At 44.8% G+C, this 21,959-nt stretch carries 23 protein-coding genes; 9 read left to right on the top strand and 14 right to left on the bottom strand.

The genetic code is table 11. The features are described from left to right. Positions 1-79 precede the first annotated feature (79 nt). Positions 80-1,045 carry an Lrp/AsnC family transcriptional regulator gene (locus J4227_00655; protein ID MBS3109024.1) on the top strand — a complete coding sequence of 322 codons (966 nt, stop codon included), beginning with the start codon at positions 80-82 and terminating at the stop codon, positions 1,043-1,045. Positions 1,046-1,058: 13 nt separating this feature from the next. On the opposite strand, the gene J4227_00650 is transcribed toward J4227_00655, so the two are convergent. The 4 genes from J4227_00650 to J4227_00635 all read right to left on the bottom strand — a co-directional run bounded on the left by J4227_00650 (position 1,059) and on the right by J4227_00635 (position 5,955). Continuing rightward, positions 1,059-2,060, bottom strand: a complete 1,002-nt coding sequence (locus J4227_00650; protein MBS3109023.1) for a hypothetical protein — start codon at positions 2,058-2,060, stop codon at positions 1,059-1,061. After that, entirely contained in the window at positions 2,020-2,655 is a 636-nt protein-coding gene (locus tag J4227_00645) for a hypothetical protein (GenBank protein ID MBS3109022.1), read from the bottom strand. The genes J4227_00650 and J4227_00645 overlap by 41 nt, the downstream gene beginning before the upstream one ends. Before the next feature lie 25 nt (positions 2,656-2,680). Further along, positions 2,681-3,790 carry a transglycosylase SLT domain-containing protein gene (locus tag J4227_00640; GenBank protein MBS3109021.1) on the bottom strand — a complete coding sequence of 370 codons (1,110 nt, stop codon included), beginning with the start codon at positions 3,788-3,790 and terminating at the stop codon, positions 2,681-2,683. A 311-nt stretch (positions 3,791-4,101) separates the two neighbouring features. Beyond that, a complete protein-coding gene (locus J4227_00635) occupies positions 4,102-5,955 on the bottom strand; it encodes a hypothetical protein (protein MBS3109020.1) in 1,854 nt (617 codons plus the stop codon). 418 nt (positions 5,956-6,373) lie between these two features. Here J4227_00635 and J4227_00630 point away from each other — a divergent pair, with 418 nt between their 5' ends. Continuing rightward, positions 6,374-7,087, top strand: a complete 714-nt coding sequence (locus J4227_00630; GenBank protein MBS3109019.1) for an FAD-dependent oxidoreductase — start codon at positions 6,374-6,376, stop codon at positions 7,085-7,087. 12 nt (positions 7,088-7,099) lie between these two features. Here the strand turns inward: J4227_00630 and J4227_00625 are convergent, their stop codons facing one another. Continuing rightward, positions 7,100-7,822, bottom strand: coding sequence for a class I SAM-dependent methyltransferase (locus J4227_00625; GenBank protein ID MBS3109018.1), 723 nt, complete (start codon positions 7,820-7,822; stop codon positions 7,100-7,102). Positions 7,823-7,883: 61 nt separating this feature from the next. Next, complete coding sequence (gene topA, locus J4227_00620; GenBank protein MBS3109017.1) at positions 7,884-10,085, bottom strand: DNA topoisomerase I; 2,202 nt, start codon at positions 10,083-10,085, stop codon at positions 7,884-7,886. Between the two features lie 88 nt (positions 10,086-10,173). Here topA and J4227_00615 point away from each other — a divergent pair, with 88 nt between their 5' ends. The 4 genes from J4227_00615 to J4227_00600 all read left to right on the top strand — a co-directional run bounded on the left by J4227_00615 (position 10,174) and on the right by J4227_00600 (position 13,307). Beyond that, positions 10,174-11,223, top strand: a complete 1,050-nt coding sequence (locus tag J4227_00615) for a DNA double-strand break repair nuclease NurA (protein ID MBS3109016.1) — start codon at positions 10,174-10,176, stop codon at positions 11,221-11,223. Positions 11,224-11,610: 387 nt separating this feature from the next. Continuing rightward, on the top strand, positions 11,611-11,943 hold the full coding sequence (locus J4227_00610; protein MBS3109015.1) for a hypothetical protein: 333 nt from the start codon (positions 11,611-11,613) through the stop codon (positions 11,941-11,943). Positions 11,944-12,148: 205 nt separating this feature from the next. Further along, complete coding sequence (locus tag J4227_00605) at positions 12,149-12,556, top strand: cell division protein SepF (GenBank protein ID MBS3109014.1); 408 nt, start codon at positions 12,149-12,151, stop codon at positions 12,554-12,556. Between the two features lie 163 nt (positions 12,557-12,719). Beyond that, positions 12,720-13,307 carry a ZPR1 zinc finger domain-containing protein gene (locus J4227_00600; protein ID MBS3109013.1) on the top strand — a complete coding sequence of 196 codons (588 nt, stop codon included), beginning with the start codon at positions 12,720-12,722 and terminating at the stop codon, positions 13,305-13,307. Positions 13,308-13,868: 561 nt separating this feature from the next. On the opposite strand, the gene metK is transcribed toward J4227_00600, so the two are convergent. Together metK and J4227_00590 are read right to left on the bottom strand one after the other, a co-directional pair. Next, entirely contained in the window at positions 13,869-15,032 is a 1,164-nt protein-coding gene (gene metK / locus J4227_00595; GenBank protein MBS3109012.1) for a methionine adenosyltransferase, read from the bottom strand. 139 nt (positions 15,033-15,171) lie between these two features. Beyond that, positions 15,172-15,720 (bottom strand): hypothetical protein, encoded by a 549-nt coding sequence (locus J4227_00590; GenBank protein ID MBS3109011.1) that lies wholly within the window; start codon positions 15,718-15,720, stop codon positions 15,172-15,174. A 177-nt stretch (positions 15,721-15,897) separates the two neighbouring features. Here J4227_00590 and J4227_00585 point away from each other — a divergent pair, with 177 nt between their 5' ends. Beyond that, on the top strand, positions 15,898-16,458 hold the full coding sequence (locus tag J4227_00585) for a thioredoxin family protein (protein MBS3109010.1): 561 nt from the start codon (positions 15,898-15,900) through the stop codon (positions 16,456-16,458). A 319-nt stretch (positions 16,459-16,777) separates the two neighbouring features. On the opposite strand, the gene corA is transcribed toward J4227_00585, so the two are convergent. Both corA and J4227_00575 read right to left on the bottom strand, forming a co-directional pair. Next, positions 16,778-17,728: a magnesium/cobalt transporter CorA gene (gene corA, locus J4227_00580; GenBank protein MBS3109009.1), complete on the bottom strand. Its 951-nt coding sequence runs from the start codon at positions 17,726-17,728 to the stop codon at positions 16,778-16,780. Positions 17,729-17,767: 39 nt separating this feature from the next. Then, positions 17,768-17,995 carry a hypothetical protein gene (locus J4227_00575; GenBank protein ID MBS3109008.1) on the bottom strand — a complete coding sequence of 76 codons (228 nt, stop codon included), beginning with the start codon at positions 17,993-17,995 and terminating at the stop codon, positions 17,768-17,770. 200 nt (positions 17,996-18,195) lie between these two features. Between J4227_00575 and J4227_00570 the strand changes: the two genes are divergently transcribed. Beyond that, positions 18,196-18,756 carry a CBS domain-containing protein gene (locus tag J4227_00570; protein MBS3109007.1) on the top strand — a complete coding sequence of 187 codons (561 nt, stop codon included), beginning with the start codon at positions 18,196-18,198 and terminating at the stop codon, positions 18,754-18,756. A gap of 13 nt (positions 18,757-18,769) precedes the next feature. On the opposite strand, the gene J4227_00565 is transcribed toward J4227_00570, so the two are convergent. After that, positions 18,770-19,558 (bottom strand): metallophosphoesterase, encoded by a 789-nt coding sequence (locus J4227_00565; protein ID MBS3109006.1) that lies wholly within the window; start codon positions 19,556-19,558, stop codon positions 18,770-18,772. 47 nt (positions 19,559-19,605) lie between these two features. On the opposite strand from J4227_00565, the gene tmk reads away from it, so the two are divergent. After that, a complete protein-coding gene (tmk, locus tag J4227_00560; protein MBS3109005.1) occupies positions 19,606-20,433 on the top strand; it encodes a dTMP kinase in 828 nt (275 codons plus the stop codon). Positions 20,434-20,445: 12 nt separating this feature from the next. Here the strand turns inward: tmk and J4227_00555 are convergent, their stop codons facing one another. The 3 genes from J4227_00555 to dut all read right to left on the bottom strand — a co-directional run bounded on the left by J4227_00555 (position 20,446) and on the right by dut (position 21,835). Beyond that, complete coding sequence (locus J4227_00555) at positions 20,446-21,270, bottom strand: anaerobic ribonucleoside-triphosphate reductase activating protein (protein MBS3109004.1); 825 nt, start codon at positions 21,268-21,270, stop codon at positions 20,446-20,448. A 61-nt stretch (positions 21,271-21,331) separates the two neighbouring features. Continuing rightward, entirely contained in the window at positions 21,332-21,469 is a 138-nt protein-coding gene (locus J4227_00550; GenBank protein MBS3109003.1) for a hypothetical protein, read from the bottom strand. Between the two features lie 15 nt (positions 21,470-21,484). After that, positions 21,485-21,835 (bottom strand): dUTP diphosphatase, encoded by a 351-nt coding sequence (gene dut / locus J4227_00545; protein MBS3109002.1) that lies wholly within the window; start codon positions 21,833-21,835, stop codon positions 21,485-21,487. Between the last annotated feature and the right edge of the window lie 124 nt (positions 21,836-21,959).

Below are 21,959 nucleotides of genomic sequence, written 5' to 3'. Positions count from 1 at the left end.
AACAACTATATTAATTATTCTATTGATTTTTTTAACAAAACCTATAAATTTATATATAAACTGGCAATTATAAAATAATATGGCAGAATACAAGCTTGACTTGTTTGACAAGAAAATATTGTATGAAGTGGATAAGAAGTCGAACATCAGCCTGGCCGAGCTGTCCCACAAGCTCAAGCGGTCCAAGCAGTTTATTCTTTATCGCATGAAAAAGCTTGAGCAGGAAAATATCATAACAGGCTACCATGCAATCATTGACATGGCAAGGCTTGGATACTTCACTTTCAGGGTCTATTTCAAGTTCCAGCAGATGGCCAAAAAACAGGGTGATGAATTCGTCAGCCATGTCGAGAATAATTTAAGCCAGGTTTGGACAATAACATCCATGCATGGGAAATGGGATTTTGCCTTGTTTCTTGGAGTGAAGAACATCCTGGAATTTCATACCATCTGGGACAATATCATGCTTAAGTACAAGAAAAATATCAAGCTGTACAATGTGGCTGTTTATGCCCCTATTTATAACTTTAACAGGAAATTCTTTTTGGACACGCATGAGCATTCCATAGAAAGGGTCTATGGGGGAGGGCAGCGAGAGGATGTTGATGAGTTGGACTGGAGAATCATCCAGAAATACGCCAACGACGTCCGCCAGAGTTCCCTGGAAATTGCAAAGAGCCTGAAAATATCCCCTGACACGGTGCGAAGCAGGATAAGGCTGCTGGAAAAGAAGAAAGTCATTGTTGGCTACAAGATAGGCCTGAACCTGGAGAAGCTGGGCTATGTATCCTATAGGGTTGACCTGCAACTGTTATCAACAGCGAGAAATGCTGAGCTGTTTGAATACTGCAAGAACCACAGGAATATTTACCAGATAAACAAAAGCATCGGTGGTGCTGATTTTGAGACAGAGGTGATAGTCCGGGACCTGAACCATCTCCTGGAGGTCATTGATGACATCAAGTCCAAATTTCCTGATGTTGTGAATGACGTTGATTACTTTGGTTTCTCTACATTCCATATTTTGAAATATATTCCGGACTGATTGCAGAAGCCAATTAACTGGCTATGCGCCAAATCCTAAAAAATTCCGTAGAATACTGCTCAGCGATCTCTTTGTCATGTATTATTAGTATGTTTTCGTCATTCCTGCTGTTGCCGTTCTTGGTCGGGTTCATGCTGCCCGTAATGACCGTCTTATTGTCAATAATGAACACCTTGTGGTGCATGTTGTACTTGTTCGCGTCTTTTCTGGCTTCTATTCCATGAAACTCAAGAAACGGGTAAGATGACTGGTTGCCGGCATTTTTTTTCTCCATCACTCCCTTTATCTCAATCCCGTTTAATTTCTGCATGGCCAGGGAATTTGCGATCCCTTGGCTGGTAAAGGAGAACGCCATAAAATAGACTGAGGAGCCAGCAGAGCCAATTTCTCTTTTGATCTGCATCTCACATTCGTCTATCGGGCAGAAATAATTTTCTATGCTGATATTGTTGTATATGATTTTTGGATGAACAGCATTGCCCTCCCCGGGCCTGCCTTCCCATATCGCAATGAAATTACGCCTGTAATTTTCAGCAAGGAGCTTTGATTCAATGGCTATGGCATTATTGTCATTTTTGTAGGCATCATTGCTCGTGGGGTTAAAGGAGCCTGTGAAAATCCTGGCATCGTCACTAACGCAATATTTGTTGTGCATCAGTTTGGCAGAAGAGTCTTCTCTGGAATAGTTCCTGGGGATATGGTATTCATCATCCATATAGAGCCTTATATCCTTGGTTGCTGACAGCTCATCAAGCAGGCTGATGATTTCAGGCAGGTCCAGGTCATAGAATGCGCAGTAGGCATATTCCCGCGTTTGGCCGAGAAACATTGCCAATGCGTGTGTGCAATTGCCTGTTCGGCAAAATGTTACATCGACCCTCCTTCCTTGCTCTGTAGGCAATGTTGATTCCTTGCCCGGTGCGCACGATTGGAGAAGAATGAGAAGGGGTATGCATATAACTAAGACAGACAAGTTAATTTTTCCCTGGTTTCCTTTTTTGCGTTTTTTTGGCATGCGCCTGGGAGCTGATATTTTCAACTTCCTCGCTGCTTCTCACAAGGCCGTGCACAATTTCAGGATGTTCCCTGTCCAGAAGCCTGATAAATCCTATGGAAGCGGGCATTTGGCTGGTCCATGTGTTCAGTCCCCTTATTGTGCAGTAGGATTTAAGTTCTTTTTCAGTGATTTGGCGGAAAAGCTTCAGGATTTTTATGGAATTTGGGGATTTCTTGTTAAAAAATGATTGCTCAAGGAACACGGCAGCTTCCAAATCCGCTGTCCACGGAAGAACAGCTACATCATGGTTCTTGTCTCGAATGAGTTTTATAAAATCCGGATGTGATATCAACGCCGGTAAATTGCATGGGCTTAATTTCCTTGACTTCAGAATATCGATTGAAAAAGGATAATTAAGCAGACTCCTGATGATTTTCGCAGCTGCCTTGTCCATCACCAAGACCCTGCTGCCTTTGTTTATCCTGCCTTTGAGTTCTTTTCTCATGCGTTTTTCAAGAATATCGCAAAAACAGGCCTTGCAGTAAACCCCTGTCATTTCAGATGCAGGAAAAGCCTGGCACCTGTGGCATTTTTCAGCTTTGATGTTACCCATATACACAAAGAAAGGTGATGGTTTTTTATTTGTTGGCGTTTGGCGGGGCCAGTTCAGTCGGCAGGCTGCCCTTGCCTGCCAGGATTTTCTTGTATTGGTGGTATTTGTGGAATATTTTGTCTATATATCCGACTGTCTCTGTGTATGGCATAATCTGGACATTTCCAGGCCCTGCATTGTACATGCTCAATGCCCTTAACGGGTTGCCTTCGGCCTTTTTCATAAGGTAAGCCATGTAATGCACTGCTGCATCAGTTGCGAGCTTGAGATTTTTCCTCTCGTCCTTTTTGAGGACCTCTGCTTCTGGCAGCTTGTCAATCTCTATCATATCTGCCTTGTACAAGGACATGTAACCCCGCTCTTTATCCTGAAGGATGGCATAGTAAAGCTGTTGGTTGTCCAATTCGCCAAATAGGTATTTCGCCCGGTTCACATTTGCCTGCGAATACCTCTCATCAAGGTGCTCAAGAAAATCGCCAACTGTCCTGAATTCCTCCCCGTCGCTAAATCTTTGGATGAACCCCCGAAGCTCGTTTCGCGTTGATGCTAAGACACTTGACTGGCTTCTTCTTTTGGCACGGTAATCAAGGCCTTTTTCATAATTGTCTGTTGTTTCAACATGCAGCCCCATGTCCCGCGCTGTTTCAGGAATCAGTTGCCAGTCATATGCAGCGCCTGCCAATGAAAAATTATGGCTGCCGAATCCTGATTCCGCCTCAACAAGGCAAAGCATCAGTAATTTGCTCACAGGATAGATTGATGAATATTTTTTTAATGCGTCATCAAGGAATGGCTCATATTTTTTGATCTGGGTCCTGAAAGGATGCTTGTTATAGTCTATTTCAAGGCCATCTTCCCTTATATGCGCCATTAAGCCGCTGTATTTTTCCTCAAGTTCCTGCAAGGCCCTTTCAAATTCAGCCTTTTCAGCCTCATGCTGCAAAATTAAGCCTGAAAGCCTGTCCTCAAGGTTCTGGTTTTGCCAGGATAAAGTGTCTATCTTGGCCCTGTAAAGCTGATTCTGGTCCCTGATTGTGCGCCTGCCCGGCTCGGTGATTAGCCATGCGCTGACCCCTCCGAGAACAATGCCCACTGCAGCAGGAGGCACCATTTCCAGGAATTTCCTTCTGTCCATGATATGGGCACGTGTTAGGGAGTTTTAAATCTTCTGAAACTTCTGTTTTTGTTACTACTCCAGAATACTTAAAAAACGAAACATTTAAATAGTAGTTTATTTTATACCACTCAAGAGTATTAAAAGGCATGCTTTGTGTCATGCTTTGCTCACATAGGGGGAAATGTCTCTTTTTCCTTATCACCTCTTTTTCCCCAGCGGGATTTTCCGCAAGGAAAATCTCGCTAGGGTTTAAAACCACAACCTGTTATAGGAGTCAAGAATTCATTAAAAATGAGCATCGGAGTGTTAAGATTTTGAAGATTTAATTCCTATTTCCGCTTCTTGTATTGGTTTGCGCTTTGCTTTTGCAAAACAGAACGTATCTTTTTTTCATGCAGCTTTATGGTCAACACAGACCCGGCGCCAAAGCCCAGCACAAATATCCAAAAATAGGTAAGGCCTTGCCAGTTTATCCTATTGAAAAAACTGGTTTTTTTGGGCTCCTTGAAATACAGGTCCAGGTTGCTGAGTTCCAATGAGTATTCCGAATACAAGAGCGAAGAGAATGGGTCAGCCTCCAGCAAAGTGGTTGCGTACTCATAATAACTGTAACCCAAAATCGGGAAAAACCCCTTGGATTGCTGTGATACAATGTTTTTGCGCACAGCAGGCAGTTTTTTTTCAACCACTTCCTGCACTTTGGAAGGGTCAACGCCGTAAACGCTCAAGACCATGTCTGCCTCAGCCTTTGCCTTGCTGGCCTTGAAGAGGCAAAGTGCATAAGCTGAGGAATTCATGTCAGAATATGCCCTGTTCAGCTCCTGCCGCGTGTCGCCGAGCAGGTCCGGGACAAGCATGGAAACATATTGGTATCTTTCTTCAGCCTCTGCAATTTTTTGTGTGCAGCTGTTTTTCAGGGATTCCCTGTTGATTGTGACTTCTTTTGTTTTCAGATGAAAGAAATTAGACCATGATTCTGCGCTGTTGATGCGCTCTTCAGCATATGCAAGGTGAAAAATTGCCATATCAGTGAGATTATTTTCCATGTCTGCCACATAGCTTTTCAATAGGTCCTCGGCTTCCAATAGCCTTTCTTTCACAATAATGTATGTTTCAATCTGGCTGACAGTTGTGTAGTTTTGATTTTCAATTTTTATGCTCATTTCACTGAGCCTGGTTTTTTGCTGTTTGTATTTGCCTCGCAGTTCGTCATCTGTAAGGTTCAGGATTTTAAGCTGGAGGTAGGAGTATTTTGTGTTAGCCCCAAAACAGAGGCTGGCAGCAGAATAATAATTCCCGTCACGCAAATGCGAGTATGCCTTGAGAGTAGTGTTTTGGAGGCCATCGATCATATCGTTGCTGATATTGTAAAGTGTCAGGTTTGTGCCGCCCATCGCTTTTTGCATCTCAAGCGTGTGGGTGCAGAGCTCATCTGCCAAATGGCCCATGATTTTGGTATACTCGGTATCAACAACAACATCATTATCAGGCTCTTCGAGCCTCGTTCCTGTAAAACGGTATAATGCATCCTGGACATCGTCAATCTCAATTACAGTAATATTATGCTCTGTTGCAAAGGTTTCAATGTCAACAGTTTCATTTGTTGCGTTATCTTCTTCAAGGTATTTCTCACTTGAGGGAATCAAGACGGTTGTTATGCCATTGGCAGATGCAGCCTCGATTTTTTCCCTCACTCCGCCAACAGGCCCCACCAATCCGCCTGAGTTTATTGTTCCGGTAATTGCCACATCCGGGTCTATGTCCAGTCCCAGCAAAACAGCCATGGTCAGCACGGTGGTTGCAGAGCCTGCGCTCGGCCCGCCGACAATTGTGCTGCCAGCCTTTATAGTGTAAAAAAAATCATATTCATCACAATCGGTTTCGGTCTGCCTGCACGCATATTCTGCGGCAAACCTGGTGCTTATTTGGGTGTCAAGCCTTGTTAGAGGAAACGTGTCAATGTATACTCCGCCATTGCCCGGCTTGACTTCAAGGTACATGTCAGCCACACTGCCGATGAGTTCCCCAGAAACCCCGTCGCTTACGGCGAGAAGCTTGATCGCGCCTTGCTTGGCTGCCATGCCAGGCATGCTCAGAATCAGGAAAAATGCCACGACTAGGACAAGTTTGATTGCTTTGTGCTCAATGAAGATTTTGCCATTCCCGAAATCGCCTGCGCTCATGGCTCCTCGAGTGGATGAGTGTTAAAAAATCTTTGCATTGAGGGGGCTTTGTCCAAAAAGTTAGTTTGGGCATCAATTTTGCGAAGCCCATTCCCGGAGGGTCAAGCATTTTTCGGGGTTGCAGAGGAGAAAAATGCAATGCATGAGAAGCTGCAATGCTGAGCGGATGCCCAAGCCGAGCCGAAAGGCGAGTTTTCGGACAAAGCTGTATTGAGGCAAAAATGATGGGCCAGCATAAATTGTCAAGAACCACCGGTCAGAGACCGCTGGAATGTCATGTTTAGTTCCACAGACCTTGTGGTTCTTGAGCATGTTAGGAATTTTTCACTTGAAAGTTCGACATTGGCTTTCCAGCCACCGGTTAGAAACTAGTGGAAAATTCCAAACATTTTATAATGACTGCATTTGCTACATTCTCATGGCAAAGTTTACAGTATTTGTAAGTGGCGTGGCTGAGGTAGTGGATGAAACACACGACACAAAAACCCTGAAATTCCACAGGCCACAGGGCCTTGATTTTAAGCCGGGCCAGTTTTTGACCATGCAGTTTATTGGGAAGGATGGCCTGCCTGAAAAGAAGATTAGGTCATTTACAATAGCTTCATCTCCTGAAGATGAAATGATTGATATTACTGTCAAGCGCGAAGGTGAAATGAGCAATAGGATGTGCGATGCTGAAATCGGGGCAAAGTTCAGGTTTTCCGGGCCATTTGGCGCTTTTTTCCTTATTGAAGACGATGCCAAGCATCATGCAATGATTTGCGGCGGCTCCGGCGTGACACCGTTTCGCTCATTCATGAGGCATGTGAATCAAAAAAAACTGGGGCATAAAATGACCTTGTTTTACAGCAACAAAACGCCCGTGGACATAATTTACAGGGAAGAATTGGAAAAATTATCAGCGGAAAATCCAAATATCAGGAATGTCCTTACCATAACAAGAGAGGAAGGCCATAAGTGGGACAGCCTGACTGGGAGAATCAACAAGCAGGTTCTTCTGCAATATATTCCTGACATCCAAAACACGATTTTCTATACTTGCGGCCCCAAAGGGCTTATCAACACCGTTCTGGACATTCTTAAGGAGCTTGGAGTCAAGCCCGAAAACATAAAGACAGAAAGATGGAACTAAAACCAGGGGGCACTAACTAATCGGTTTTTGCAATATGAGCCAAAAATTTGTCGCCCTGTATTTTCTGCCAAGCTTGAATGCCTTTTCGGCAGATTGCACTTTTTTGATTTCAAGGATTTTAAAGTCGGAATAAAATTCTGCAAGTTCATTCTCTGAATAATCCTTCTGGAATTTGCCGTTTGGCCAAATAACGCTGTTTTTTTCCGGCCCCGGGTGTTTTGCCATTAATTCTCTCTCCATCTCATCATCAGCAGAGACAACAGAAACGAATGCAAATCCGCCAGGCTTAAGGGTTCGGAACATCTCGTCTCGGCACAGCATACGGCCTTTCTTGGTTTCGATGTCTATGGAAGAGAAGCAGTCTATGGCCGAGCCAAAAAAATCATCTTTGAATGGCCACTTGCTGTCGAGCTCCATATTATACAAATGAATCCGGGGGCCAAGCTTATGCTTTGTTGCTTTTGCCCGCAACGCGTCCAGCGCACCTTTTACGTAATCAATGCCATAAACTATAAAACGCTGTTTTGCCATATAGACCGAATTCCTCCCTTTTCCGCAACCTATATCAAGGAGTCTATGAGGCACAGAAGCCGTAATTCGGTCATTCAGGAAATCAGCGAAATGGGCAACGCCTTTGTATGGAACAGATGATGCCAGGGATGGAATGGTTTCTGATGTCCTGTGCTCAATCTCCCATATTTGTTTTTGCTTTCTGGCATGGCTTAAATTTGTCATTGTGAATCCAGGGGCATGTATGGTGATTGGGATAACACACTAAGATTATTTTAAAATGAGGTTATTGGACTTTCTTGATGTACCTGCACTTGGGAAATGTGGAGCATCCGTAAAATTGCCCATAGACGCTTTTTCTCAGCACGAGCTTTCCCTCTTCGCACCTGGGGCACTTATGCTCAACTTCGCCTGACTCGACCTCGGCCATTTGCTTTAGCACAGCCTCGTCGCTTACCTTTTTTGATGGGCAGTCAAGGTTTATGCAGATTTCCTGTGGCCTTTTTCTTTTCTTGATTATCATGATCATGGGGTGCTGGCAATGCTCGCATATCTTATCCGAATTCTTCACAAGGCCGTTGCTTGGAAGCTTGAAAGTGGTCTTGCAGTCAGGGTATTTGTCGCATGCAATGAACCTTCCAAACTTGCCCCGTTTCATCATCAGCGTGCCTTCGCTGCAGACAGGGCATTTCCCAACGGTGTTTTCCTTGATTTGCTTTTCGCGATTGGCGCCGTGGAGCCCTTCGCCGACATGCTTCTCTTTTTTCTTGAATTCAGTTAGTATCTTTGTCAAAATTTCCTTAGCTTCTTCCAGGACCTCCTCACCTTTTTTCTTCTTGTCCTGGATTTCATCCATTTCAATCTCAAAATGCCTTGTAAGCTCTTCATCCAGTATTTTAGGCACATACTTTTCAAGGATTTCAACTGTCTTTATTCCTAAATCAGTTGCTTCGAGCGCCTGGCCTGAAACATAGCCCCTTTGCACCAGGGTATCAACAATCTGCGCCCTGGTAGACTTTGTTCCGAGGTTTCTTTTTTCGAGTTCCCTTATGATAGAAGAAGGTGTATATCTTCTCGGAGGCTTTGTCTGGTCTTCAAGCATGCTGATTTCCTTGACTTCGACTGTTTCGCCAGCCGAGACCTTAGGCAGTTCCACATCTTTAAGGCCCACATACTGCGCGTAGTAGACATGCCACCCATTTTTCACTGTCCTTGTCCCTTTGGCAACAAAAATCTCGCCTTTGACATCAATTTTCACATTGATTGTTTCCCTCAAGGCAGGGTCACCAAAAGTGGCCATAAACCTGCGCACAATCAGGTCATATATTTTGGCGTTGCTGCCGGAAATGTGCGTTACCTGCCCTGTCGGGTATATTGCAGGGTGCGCCGGATCAGTCTTTTTGCCGTTATTGGGCTTGAGGCTGCCCTGGCCAAGCAGTTTTTTGCACAAATCCCTGTAAAAATCCTGCTTTGAAAGGTCTGTGAGAATTTTCCTGTAATCTATGCTCTCAGGGTATTGCTGGCTGCTCGTTCTCGGATAGCTGATCAAGCCCGAGACATAAAGTTCCTGGGCTATGCTAAGTGTTTCCTTTGGGCTAATCCTGTGCGTTCTGTATGCCTCGGTCTGGAGCGTGGTCAGGTCAAATGGGACTGGGGCAAGTTGGCTGAATTCATTCTTGGCAACATCAGCTACCCTGCCATTGTCTCCTGCACGTATCTTGGACATGACTTTTTCAGCTTTGGCCTTGTCAAAGAACTTGTCCTCCTGGTGCATGAATTCAATCTGGCCGTGCTCAAGGCTGCCCAAAAGCTTGATTTGCCAGTAAGGCTCTGATACAAAGGCCTTTATTTCCTTTTCTTTGTCAACGAGGATTTTCAGTGCTGGGCCCTGCACTCTTCCGCTGCTCAAAACAAGAAACCGCCCAACAGACTTGACAGCCGATGTCAGTGCTCGTGATATGTTAATGCCATAATAATAATCCAGCTTATGCCTTGTTTCCCCCGCCTCAGCCAAAGGCCAGTCAATGGAGGGCGAGCATTTGTCATATGCCTTAACAAGGTCTGGCTTTGTCAAAGTTGAAAACTTCATGCGCCTGGCATCTTTCTTTTTTGCAATAAAGCGCATGATGTTCAGGCCAATGACCTCTCCTTCAATGTCATAATCACATGCAATGGTAACACTGTCTGCTTGCTTGGAAAGCTTCTTGAGCGTGTCAAAATATTTCTTGGCGAATTTGGCGCTTTTGTCCCTTTCGTAGGTGGGCTTCCATTCAATGTCAAAAACCGGGTACTTCCAGCTGCCCTTGCCTTTTTCAGCCAGAGTGAAAAGATGGCCTACAGCACAGCCCACCATTATTTCCTTGCCTTTGCGGGTGAACTGGTAATATGGCACCCCCTTGTCACCCAATTTCTTGGCCTTGCCGTCAGACAATGCCTCTGCTATCTTCTGGCTGGCTTTAGGCTTCTCCGTTACAATTAGCTCATACATGCCCTCAAAAAACCCTCGTCAATATAAAAATATTATGAATAGCCCCATGCCAAGCTTAATATATGTGAGCTGGCAAGGCTGTATCAGCATGGACAAAGCGATTGCCGAAGCAATAGTAAGGGATTTGCCCCATATGGAAAACAGGGACGAATTTTATGCAAGGCTCTCCAAGAAAGGGAATGAGCTTTGCCGGATAACGAACAATTCATTCTCCCAAATAGGCAATTCGACAATGCTCCAAAATGTTCTATGTGTTGATGGCGGGAATGCTGAGATACTGGCCACGCCAAGCAATTCAGTCCAGTTTATCAGGTGCTGTGCAGCATATTTTTCGCACGGGAAACGGATGTGGACAAGAAAAACCGAATTCTACATGGTGGCATCTGTGGAGGAATCCGAGGTTAATGAGCAGGTGAAGTGCACTGTATATTCCTCTGACGGCAATTTTGCTCCTAAAAGCTCCGGCTTGCTCTTTGATGTTGCCAAGCTCATGGCATCTGGCAGCAATGTTACCAATGTGGCAAAAGCCATAGACATTGCAAGAAGGTGCAGTGAGATCCAGTTTGCAGCTTCCCTGGTTCCTGAACTGGCGGAAAATACACTTATCGTATTGGATGGGACTTTGGAACATAAGCATGAACTTGAACAGGACTCATTTCAAGGATTATACAAGGCAGTGGGTGGCAGGGGTATGGCAGTCTGCGCGTTGGCCAAGACAACGTCCATGCTTTCTGATGACGGCCACGCCATAATTGAACGGCTGTCAAAATTGCACAATAATGGAAAATGGCTGGTGAGAATTGCGCTTCGGAGTGAGAAACCAGATCCTGTGCTTGTATGCTTTGCCAGGCTCAATGAACACTCCAGGCATATCTTCAGGATTGAAATAAAGCTATTGCCGGGCTCACAAGACAGCATGGTGAACGAGATTGCGGCATGTTTGTCCATGGATTCCAAAGACATAGCATTTCCCGGCTATCCATACGGATTGATTACTGCTGATAGGTTTGCCCGGGTCTCTTCAAACGAAGCTGCATATCTCAAGACAGTTTTTATGGCCAGGTCAGGCAAAGGCTGGGATGAGATATCGCGGGCGCAATATTCCCTGAATGCGCATGATGTTTTGGACAGCATGTGAACCGGAATGCTAAACTGCCACAGCCGCTGCAATGTTGAGCGGATGCACAAACCGAGCCGAAAGGCGAGTTTTAGGACAAAGCACTGCAAGGCGGATTAGTAGAAAAGTTTACGTTTTGCCATCAATTCTGCGAGCATCTGGAAATAAGGCAGACAGCAGTTTTCGGAGTTCCAGAGAGAAAACTGCCTTCGTGAATAAGATGCCCATGCGAGCCGATGGCAAAACCTGAGCCTTCAGGCGAAGTTTTCTACTAAGCTTGCAAGGCAAAATCTTTATATACTATCATTTATACTATCATTATTAGGCTTCATGTATACTGGTTATATTAAGGGATATATTTTTTAGAAATTGGGATTTAAGACAGTCAAACAACAAGGGGGTGTTAACATGGAGAAACTAGGGCATGTGGCCTTTATTATTGGCGTCTTGATTGCCATTCTTTCAGGCCTATTGACAAAGTTTGTGCCTGCGGATATCTTGATGTGGATATTGGTGGCTTTGGGCCTGATCGTGGGCTTTTTGAATGTGACAGAGAAGGAGTCAACAGCTTTCTTGGTGGCAACAATTGCCCTTATGTCAGTTGGAGGGGCCGGCCTGAATGCCTTTGCCTCAGTTGGCAGTATGATTGAGGGAATACTGAAGAATTTGGTTGCATTTGTGGCCCCGGCAGCATTGGTGGTTGCCCTTAAAGCTGTATATGCCATCAGCGCCACAAAGTAATGGTTGACATTTGATTTTCTTTTTTATTTTTCATTTTCAGGCTGGGAAAAGGTATTGCACCTGGTCCTCCAGTTCTCATCCTCGTAGATATGGTCGAAATAGAAAAACACAAAGTTTATATATTAAGATACCAAAGCAAGAAATATACATTTTGGAATAATATTTTGCTTGTTTAAACGATTTATCGTCTCCGGAGGGAAATCGAATGAAGAAATTATTTTCGTGGGTAAGGGACACTTTCCGAGTGGAAACAGCTGCAGAAGAACATGGCAAATCTGGCCAGGAGGATTATGTGGAGCTGGATACACTGCAGGGAGAGGACTCGAAGTCAAGAGTCATTGTGCGCCCATTTGTTCTGGAGGATTTTGCAGACATAAAGGAGATTCTTGATATGCTTAGGGAAGGATATACAATTGCCTTGGTGAACATTAAGCCGCTGAAAGACAAGGACCTGGTCGAGCTCAAAAGGGCAATCAACAAGCTCAAGAAGACATGTGATGCAATCAGGGGCGACATCGCCGGATTCGGTGATGATTATATCATCGTGACCCCTTCGTTTGCCAGGATCTACAGGACAAAGCAGACAGAAGCCGGTGCCATTGACGAAGGATAAGGCCTTTCTTATTTCTAAATATTTTTATTTATTAATATTTATTTTGCAGAATCCGTATTTATGTGCCCAAGGTTTCCCATTTCGCGCCAGTTAAAATCTAGGTCATGAACTATATTTTTCTCTACCACAAAACATAAAAATACTTTAAGTATATTTTCGAACCATGAAAGAAAAACAGACAACCCATATAAGGGCTGAAATCAGTGACAAGAATACCCTATTGAGCGGCCAGGAATGCCCTATGTGCAAGGAAAAAACCCTGACGCTGAGAGAAAGCGAGAGTGAAGTGCCATATTTTGGCAAGGTGTTCTTGTTTTCAATGACCTGTGACAATTGCAAATACCATAAGGCTGATATCGAATCAGCAGAGACTCGCGAGCCTGCCAAGTTTGAAATCGAGATAAACTCAGAGGAGGATATGAAAATCAGGGTGGTGCGCAGCAGTGCCGCGACCTTGAAAATCCCCCATGTGACTACAGTCACGCCAGGCCCGGCCTCGCAGGGATATGTTACAAATATCGAGGGTGTTCTCAAGAGAGTCAGGCATGAGATAGAAAGCCTGAGGGAAATGGAAGAGGATGACGACTCAAAGAGAAAGGCCAAGAACCTCATAAAAAAGCTGAACAACGTGATGTGGGGCAGGGACAAGCTCAAGCTTATCATTGAAGACCCGACAGGCAATTCTGCGATTATAAGTGACAAGGCGGTTAAAAGCAAATTGGGCAAGGCCAGGCAACCCCTCCCGGCCTGACTGGCGCGCCAGTTCATCGGCACTATTTATCGTCAGCAAAGGAAGCAATATTATTTAGAAAATAGATATTATTGTCTACATGTTCTATTATAGATATAACAAAATATATTTATTATAACAATTGTTCTGATATATATTTCAGGTTATCTAAGAAACACCGAATGAATTCTTCAAAATGCCCTGTTGCTTATGCTGCTGCGTAAAACCGGCATCAAAGTTGGAAAGATGATTCTTTATCCAAAATAACCAAAAAATGCCTATATCAAAATATTTATATAATAGTTCATCGCATGGAATCACGGAAATGAGCATCAACGACTTGGCTAAATTGCTTGGAGTGACGAAGGAAGAGGCTGAAGCGATGTTGCAGAAGCAGGATACGATTTCTCTGGATTTAAGCGAGCGCGCTGGCAAAAGAAAATAGGCTTGCGCCATGTTCGTCAGGTTATAGTGTTTGCCAATTTACAGTTTTAGCGGCATTCGCAAATGCTAACATCAATAAGAAAGGGGAAAAAGGATTAGTGAAACAAAAATGAATAAGTGAAATAAGAAAAATTGGCCTCACTTTAGGCCAGCGTCCTTTCTCAGCAAATCAGCCTTGTCTGTTCTCTCCCATGTGAAATCAGGGTCATTTCTGCCAAAATGTCCAAATGCGGCTGTCTTCCTGTAAATTGGCCTCCTCAGCTTCAGGCTGTCAATTATTCCCCGGGGAGTCAGCTTAAAATGCTTGAAAACAAGCTCTGAAATTTTTTCCTCTGGAATCTTGTTTGTGCCATTGCACTTTACCAAAACGCTTGTTGGCTGCGCAATTCCAATTGCGTATGAAAGCTGCACTTCGCATTGTGACGCAATTCCGGATGCAACAATATTTTTGGCTATGTATCTTGCAACATATGCCCCGCTCCTGTCAACTTTGGACGGGTCTTTGCCGGAAAACGCGCCTCCGCCATGCCTGCCCACGCCTCCGTAAGTGTCCACAATAATTTTTCTGCCTGTCAAGCCAGTGTCCCCTTCAGGACCGCCAATCACGAACTTGCCAGTTGCATTGATGTGTACCTTTGTGTTCGCATCCATGTATTTCCCGCAAACCGGCTTGACAACCTGTTCAAGGATCTGCTTTTTTAGTTCCACTTCGGATATATGCTCCTTATGTTGCTGTGCGATAACAATTGCTGTAACTCTCTTGGGAACATTGCCGTCGTATTCAACACTCACCTGGCTTTTTCCGTCCGGGCCCAGGTCCTTTATCAGCCCCTTTCTCCTGACCTCTGACAGCTTTTTGGTTAGCTTGTGCGCAAGGACTATTGGCAACGGCATCAGTTCCGGAGTTTCGTCAATTGCAAACCCGTACATCATGCCCTGGTCGCCGGCGCCCTGCTCGTGGTTCTTGTCTTCATTGACTCCCTGTGCAATATCAGGTGATTGGCCGTGCAGGGAAACAAGGACTCCGGCATCATAGCAGTCTATTCCGAATTCAGGGTCAGTGTATCCAATATCCTTCAGTGTGGACCTTACAATTGACTGGACATCTGCATATCCCTTGGTTGTGACTTCGCCTGCAACTACAACCAATCCAGTGGTAGTAAGCGCCTCCACTGCAACGCGGGAATATGGGTCTTGCTTAATGAGCTCGTCCAAAACCGCATCCGAGATTTGGTCGCATATCTTGTCAGGATGCCCTTCAGTCACACTTTCACTTGTTAATGTATACTTGCCGTTTTGCATAAAATTCACCCCATGCTTGAAATTCCACCAATAATTTCAAAATAATGAAGAAAAAACATATATCTGGTTATTAAACTTGCCATTCTATCACGTTGATGCAGGGCATTCCCGCATAATGCAGCCATCGCCCTCTGAATCGCTAATTGGCCATTGATTTAAGCAGTTTTTGCAGCTGGGCATAGTCGATTTTTTCATAGCCCGGCACGCTCAGCGGGTCAACTCTTCCTTCAATCCTCTTCCTTAATGGTTCTTTCCCGGAAAAGGCACTTTCCACCAATTCATCAAGGAAATCCTGCTGTTGCTCGGATACCGTCGATTGAGTGCTGCCTCCTAGCCTGCTTCCGCCCCACTCAAAAATTTCCTGGGCCCGTTTTATGGCATAAAGCTGTATCAATAGCTCGGGTCTGTAAGCGGCATTGCCGGGATTTTCCATTTTTTTAATTAGATAATCCTCGCTTTTCTTCAGCTTCTCAACAACAGGTATTCCGCCGCTGTAGATGCGCCCCCCGTCTTCCGTTGCCCAGTTATGGGCATAAAATGCCTCTGGCTCAGCGACTGGATTCGGCACAGAATATGCAGCCCGGGCCTGTGGTGTTCGTGCTTTTTCTCTGTTTGGCAAAATTGCTGGCATTTTTTCACTCCCTGCCTGGTCAAACTCCTGATTAGGCAATTTTATTTTGATAACCATCCTCAATATTCACACGCTCTTTTTTCCCTGGTGATGGTCATTCAGTCTCTTTAAATAGACTTTTGACACAAATATTCCTATAAGAATAATTAATCGGCATCATTAGCCTTGCACGGCAACCCATGCGGCATCAGGTTTTTAAATAAGGTCAGATTCTTCAGGAGTTGAGGTGGTAAAATGGTTCTGACTGAATCCGACTACAACAAGCTTAAGCATGGAGATTCCGCACCTGAATTTGGGCTGATGGGAACTGACAATGAAATGCATTCCCTGCATGATTACCATGGAAAAAAAGGGCTCTTGGTTATTTTCATGTGCAATCATTGCCCGTATGTTAAGGCAAAAATCGACACAATCAACAGCCTGGCCAAGGATTTCGCCAAAAAGGGCATTGCAGTGGTTGGCATAAGCGCAAATGATGTGTCAAGATATCCTGATGACAGTTTTGAGAGCATGCAGGCCTGGGCTGAAGAAAAGGGTTTTGCTTTTGACTATCTTTATGATGAGACGCAGGATGTGGCCAAGTCCTATGGCGCTGTTTGCACTCCGGACCCTTTCCTGTTCGATAAGGACTTCAAGCTGGTCTATCATGGAAGGATAGATGACGGTGTTGGCCCAGATGCCCCGGTGACAACGCATGAGCTGAGAAACGCAATTGAAAAAGTTGCCAAAGGGGAAAAATTGCCTGGCAAGGAAAGGCCTTCAATGGGATGCTCAATCAAGTGGAAGAATGTGTAATGTTATGTAAAATCCAAGAGCGTTATTTTTCATTTTGTCAAGAACCACCGGTCAGACGGAGTCACTTTGTTCGCCGGTTTGCTAAAGCAAACGACCGGTGGAATGTCATGTTTAGTTCCACAGACCTCGTGGGTCTTGAGCATGATCAGAATTTTCCATAGCAAATCACTTTAATAATCGGAACTTTGTTCCTAACGAATAAGTGATTTGCTTATTAGGAAATAACCTTGCACTCATTTCAAAACATACGAAAATTAGGGTTATTTCCTATAAATTCGATTTTAAGAATTCTTTTCTTCCTGTTCTGCTGATTATGCCGCTAATACCATCCTTTTTTCTTCATGTACCATATCATGGCCACTGTCACGGCCAGCATAACGGCGAGTATAAGGAAATACCCATATTTCCACTCAAGCTCTGGCATATTCCTGAAATTCATGCCATAAATTGCCCCAATTGCTGTGATGGGCATCATAATGGTTGCAATCACGGTCAGCACTTTCATGGTTTCGTTCAGCTTATTCGAAGTAACTGAAAGATGCACCTCAAGAATGCTGGAGATTACTTCGCGGTAATTGTCAATCTGGTCATAAACTCGGACAACATGGTCGTAAATGTCCCTGAAATATGCAATTGAGTCGTCGCTGATGTAGTCGTAGCTTCCTTTTGTAAGCTGGGACAATATCTCCCGCTCAGGCCCGGCAACCTTTTTCACCCGAAGCAGCTGCCTTTTGATTTGGAAAAGGCGTTTGAGGCTGTATGGTGATGGCCTGTACATTGTCCTGCTTTCTATCTGCTCAATCTCATTGTCATATGATGAGATTATTGTCGTATAATTGTCAACTTCCACATCAATGAGGTGATGGAGCAGGAAATCCATGCCCTTGCCCATCAAAGTTTCCAGCCTGAGTGTGTCATTCTGCAGATGCTCAAAGCTGGGTATCTTTCTCCAATGGTTGCTTATCACAAAATTCCTGCCCACCAGAAAATCCATTTCGACAAATTTTATCTTGTCCTCGCGGTACAGGCTGTACAGGACTATGAAATCATAATTCTTGAATGGCTCGATTTTTGGCCTGGTCCAGTTTTTGGACATGTCTTCAATTGTCAGGGGATGCAAATGGAAAATATCCCTGAGCTTCTCAAGCTCGTGGTGTGTTGCCTGCGAGATGTCTATCCAGATTCGTGCGCCCTGCAAGAAACCCTTATCTATATTCTCAATTGTGGAAAACTCTAGTGCCCCTTTTTTTAATATGCAAACCGTATTCATATTATATTGCCGTCTTTATCGCTATCAGTAAATTCCGCACTATTTCTTCAATGAAGAGCCAATCATTGTGCCCGAGGAGATGAGACTGGCTGAAAGCACGGCCCAATTCCCATCCAGTGAGTAGCCAAGCCAGCCTGAGCTGACCTTGATTATCCATAAAGTGATAAAAAAATATATGAGCCCAAGGAAAATAAGCATGACAGATGCCAGAAGAGTCATCATCAATGTGGCGACACCGCCTGCAACCGACCCAAAAAACCATCTCATGATTTCATCCCCCTTGATTAATAATCAATTTGACAACAGTTGGAACTTGCTGAATTGCAGCTGAATGGGAACTTAATGGCGATTTTTTTGTCCTGCGCATCAAAAAATTTCAAAGTTTTTAAAGGTATTCACTGATTCAGATGCCAGAGGGGGATAAAATTCCGAAAAGAATATAAATGGCGCCCAATTATTCTCCATTCATGGAATTTGAGATTAACGAGGTCAAGGACATAAGAAAAAGGCTGGGATTGACACAGCTGGAGCTTGCCAAGAGGGCAAATGTCAGCCAGAGCCTTATTGCAAAAATCGAGGCTGGCAGGATTGACCCGACCTATTCCAAGACAATTAAGATATTCCAGGCCTTGCGCGACATGGGCAAGGAGAAGGAAATTACAGCCGGTGAAATAATGCAGAGGAAAATGATATCCGTTCAGGTAAATGATGACCTGAAAAAGGTAATTGAGACCCTGAAGAGGCATGAAATAAGCCAGATGCCCGTGACAGAGGGCACCGAGGTTGTGGGAACAATTAGTGAGGCAACCATCCTTGAAAGCCTTCTTAACGGCAAGTCTGGCAGCAGGGCCAAGGATGTCATGGCAGAAGCCCCGCCTTCTGTATCCCGGCAAACGCCAGTATCGCTGGTTTCCAATCTTCTCAGGTATTTTTCAATAGTTTTGGTTGCAGAGAAAGGCAAGCCCATAGGCCTGATAACAAAGTCTGACCTGATAACCAAGATGTATGGGAAAAATCCCATGCAGTAACTTCCATCTCTTTTCAGCCATGCAGGTTCTTGAGCTTTCCAAAGTGCAGTGGCTCTGGCAGATTTGCAACATAGACTTCAAAATTGCTTATATTGCCCTGCAGGAATGGGCTGAGAAGCCGGCCGGCCAGCAAGTCTGTTCCCTCATGAGCAAGGTTTAAGGATGGCAAAGCAAGAAGCAACCTGTTTTTCCAGTTTCCCTTCAGAAAACACTTGAATTTTTCACTCCTTACACCATCCTTGATTGAGACCGCCGGGTGTTCATGCCCGATGATTATTATATCGGAACTTCTGAATGCCTGGTTCACAGGGATTGCGTCGCCGTGGCAGATATACACCTTTTTGCCATTTAAAGTGAAACCATAATGGTCTACAACTTTTACCTGCCTCTTGCGGGCAATTGGCGCCAGTATGGCATCATGGTTGCCCTTTATTAGGACAATCTTTTTAGCCTGCTTGGCCAGGAAATCAATGAATCTCAGCACATCCCTCCATTCCTGTTCCGAAATCCTGCCGAATTCGTGCTTGAGGTCGCCGGTGATAATGATTGTGCCGGGATTGGTTTGCAGAATCATCTGCCCCACCCTGTCCACGATATCCCGGTAAAGAAATTTTGGTATAAGCATCCCTTTTCTGTGCAGTTCGCCCTCATAGCCAATATGCACATCTGAGATGACCAGCATTTTTTTGGCCTTTATGTGTAGCCCAAGATCCACGATTTTGATGTCCTTCTCGATATGCATCGTCCACCTTTGCGCTTCGTATCCGTATTGGATGCCGCGCTTGGATTTATTCCGTCTCAAGCGTGCAAAAGATTAAGCTTTTAAAAGGGCTTTGCATTCAAATCCGCATGGCTGGCATTTTTAATTTGTTCAGGAAGAAAAAAATGGAAGGGAAAGAGGAGGAGCCGGAGGCTTCCGATAGCAAATCTGATAAAGTTCCCGGCTCTGAAAAAAATGATTATATCGATATTTCTGCAAAGGGCTCTGGGCCGGGTGATGGTTCTGAGAATGATGAAGAATCGTCCAGGGGAAAATTAATTGTGATTGAGGGCAATGATGGATCAGGAAAGCGCACCCAGATTGACCTCCTGGCTGATCGGCTGGGCAAAAAACTTGAGATTGAGGTCCTGGATTTCCCGGATTATGGTTCTTTTTATGGCAAGCTTATCAAGAGGTACTTGTCAGGCGAGTTTGGCAAGCAAGTGAACCCATACTTGATTGCCATGGCATATGCAAATGACAGGCTGACAAAAAGGGAAAAAATGATGAAATGGCTAAATGCCGGAAAAACAGTCATCTGCAACAGGTACGTGGCCTCAAACAAGGCCCACCAGGCAGTCAAGCTTGGGACAGCTGCTGAAATGCAGGACTTTGTAAAATGGGTCGACGAAATGGAGTATGAGGTAAATGCCTTGCCGCGGCCTGACATCACAATTTATCTCTACGTGCCCGTTGACATAGCAATTGGCCTTGTGCAGCAGCGCGCTGACAAAACACAGACAAAAACTGATATCCATGAAAAGCTATCGTACATGAAAAAAGTGGAGCAGATATATTTGGCAATGTCCAAGAACAAGAATTGGATCAGGATTGACTGCGTTGAAGGCGAGGAAATCCTAACCAAAGATGAGATTCACGGGAAAGTGTACAATATTGTCAAGAACCAGCTGATTTAATATTAGTTAAGATTATTCTGGCAAGGCCTCTTCTGGGTTTGTCCTGAATTCCTTCAAGTCCGTATCAGGCAGCTGGGAAAAATCAGCCATATCCAGCCGCAATTCAACCCGAAGAAATGGGTATTCCTTTTTCACGAGATTATGGATTGTTTCCATGAACTCGTCAGAAGGCGGCTTTATGCTGGAAAACCTTGGATTTGCCAATGCTGGCTTTGGCATAAATTTCTGCAAGACCCATGCTGACTTGAATCCCTTCAGCATTGTCGCGATGTTGAGGATGTCTTCCTTCTTGTAGAGGATATGCGGCACAATGGTTGTCCGGAGCTCCAATTCTATATCGCTTTCATTGGAGTGCAAAATTTCCAGGCTGGCACGCACATCATCTGCAAGCTCAGGTGCCGATCTGAAAAAAGTGGAGGAAACAGTGACCCTGTCAAATATTGCGGCATCATCAAGCGGGGACTTGACATCCATCCTGATAAAATCCACAAGGCCGTTCTGAAGGGCTTCCTCCAGCACATCCGGCCGTGAGCCATTGGTTTCCAACCCGACTTTGAATCCAGCGCTTTTGCAGAACATTGCCAGCTCCAGGAGAGCAAGCTTCTGGAGGCATGGCTCCCCTCCTGTAAACATCACGGCCTGCGCCACATTATTCTGCATGATTAATTTCTTGACCTGCCTGAGGTCAATAAGGGTTTCCTGCTTAAATCCAAGCATTTGCGGTGTAAAGCAAAAAGGGCATTGGTAATTGCAGCCAGAGAAGAATACCACCATGCAATTCCTGCCGGGCCACAGTGTTTGAGAATTTTCAATGATTCCTGAGATATGCGCTTGCATGCTTAAACCCCCATAAGGGGCAGCAAGCGAGATTTAAAAGTCTATGCCTGTGAATAAATTCCTATGCCTTTGCCTTCGGGCTCTCTGTTTCATCCTCTGTTTCTTCAGCAAACCATTCGTCCATTTTCTTGTTCTTCAGTGTCGTCTTGTAGCTTATTCCGTTGTTCATGTTTGCCCCTCCTTTTTTCGTCTCTTGCATTTAGCCTCATGATGATTATTTTCCAGTGGAGCCAAAGCCCCGCTCGCCTCTCATGCTGCTGCCGAGCTCATGGCTTTCCTCGAGCTTGGCATGCACTACAGGCTGGATAAGAATTTGCGCTATTTTGTCTCCCTTGCCGATATGGTAGGGTTCTGCGCCCAGATTGACCAGGGTCACAACAATTTCGCCCCTGTATGTCGAGTCAACAACGCCGCCCATGCTTTTGATTCCATGGTTCCTGCTCAGGCCAGACTTGTCCCATATCAGGCCAACATGGCCGATTGGAATTTCAATTGCAATCTTTGTCCCGAATGCGTGCCTTTGGCCAGGGCTTAAGGTTGTGTCTTCTGTTGAATACAAGTCCATGCCGGCATCGCCATCGTGGGCATATGCGGGCAGCTTTCCTCCCCCCAAATTCTTGATTTTTAAAGTTGCCACCGGATTCCCAATGCCTAGGTGATATTTAAATTAAATGCAAATGGAAAATATA

This window comes from Candidatus Woesearchaeota archaeon (assembly GCA_018303405.1).
GTDB lineage: Archaea > Nanobdellota > Nanobdellia > Woesearchaeales > JABMPP01 > JAGVYD01.
Note: the sequence above shows the minus strand (reverse complement) of the source record. Positions and strands in the feature narration are given on the sequence as shown.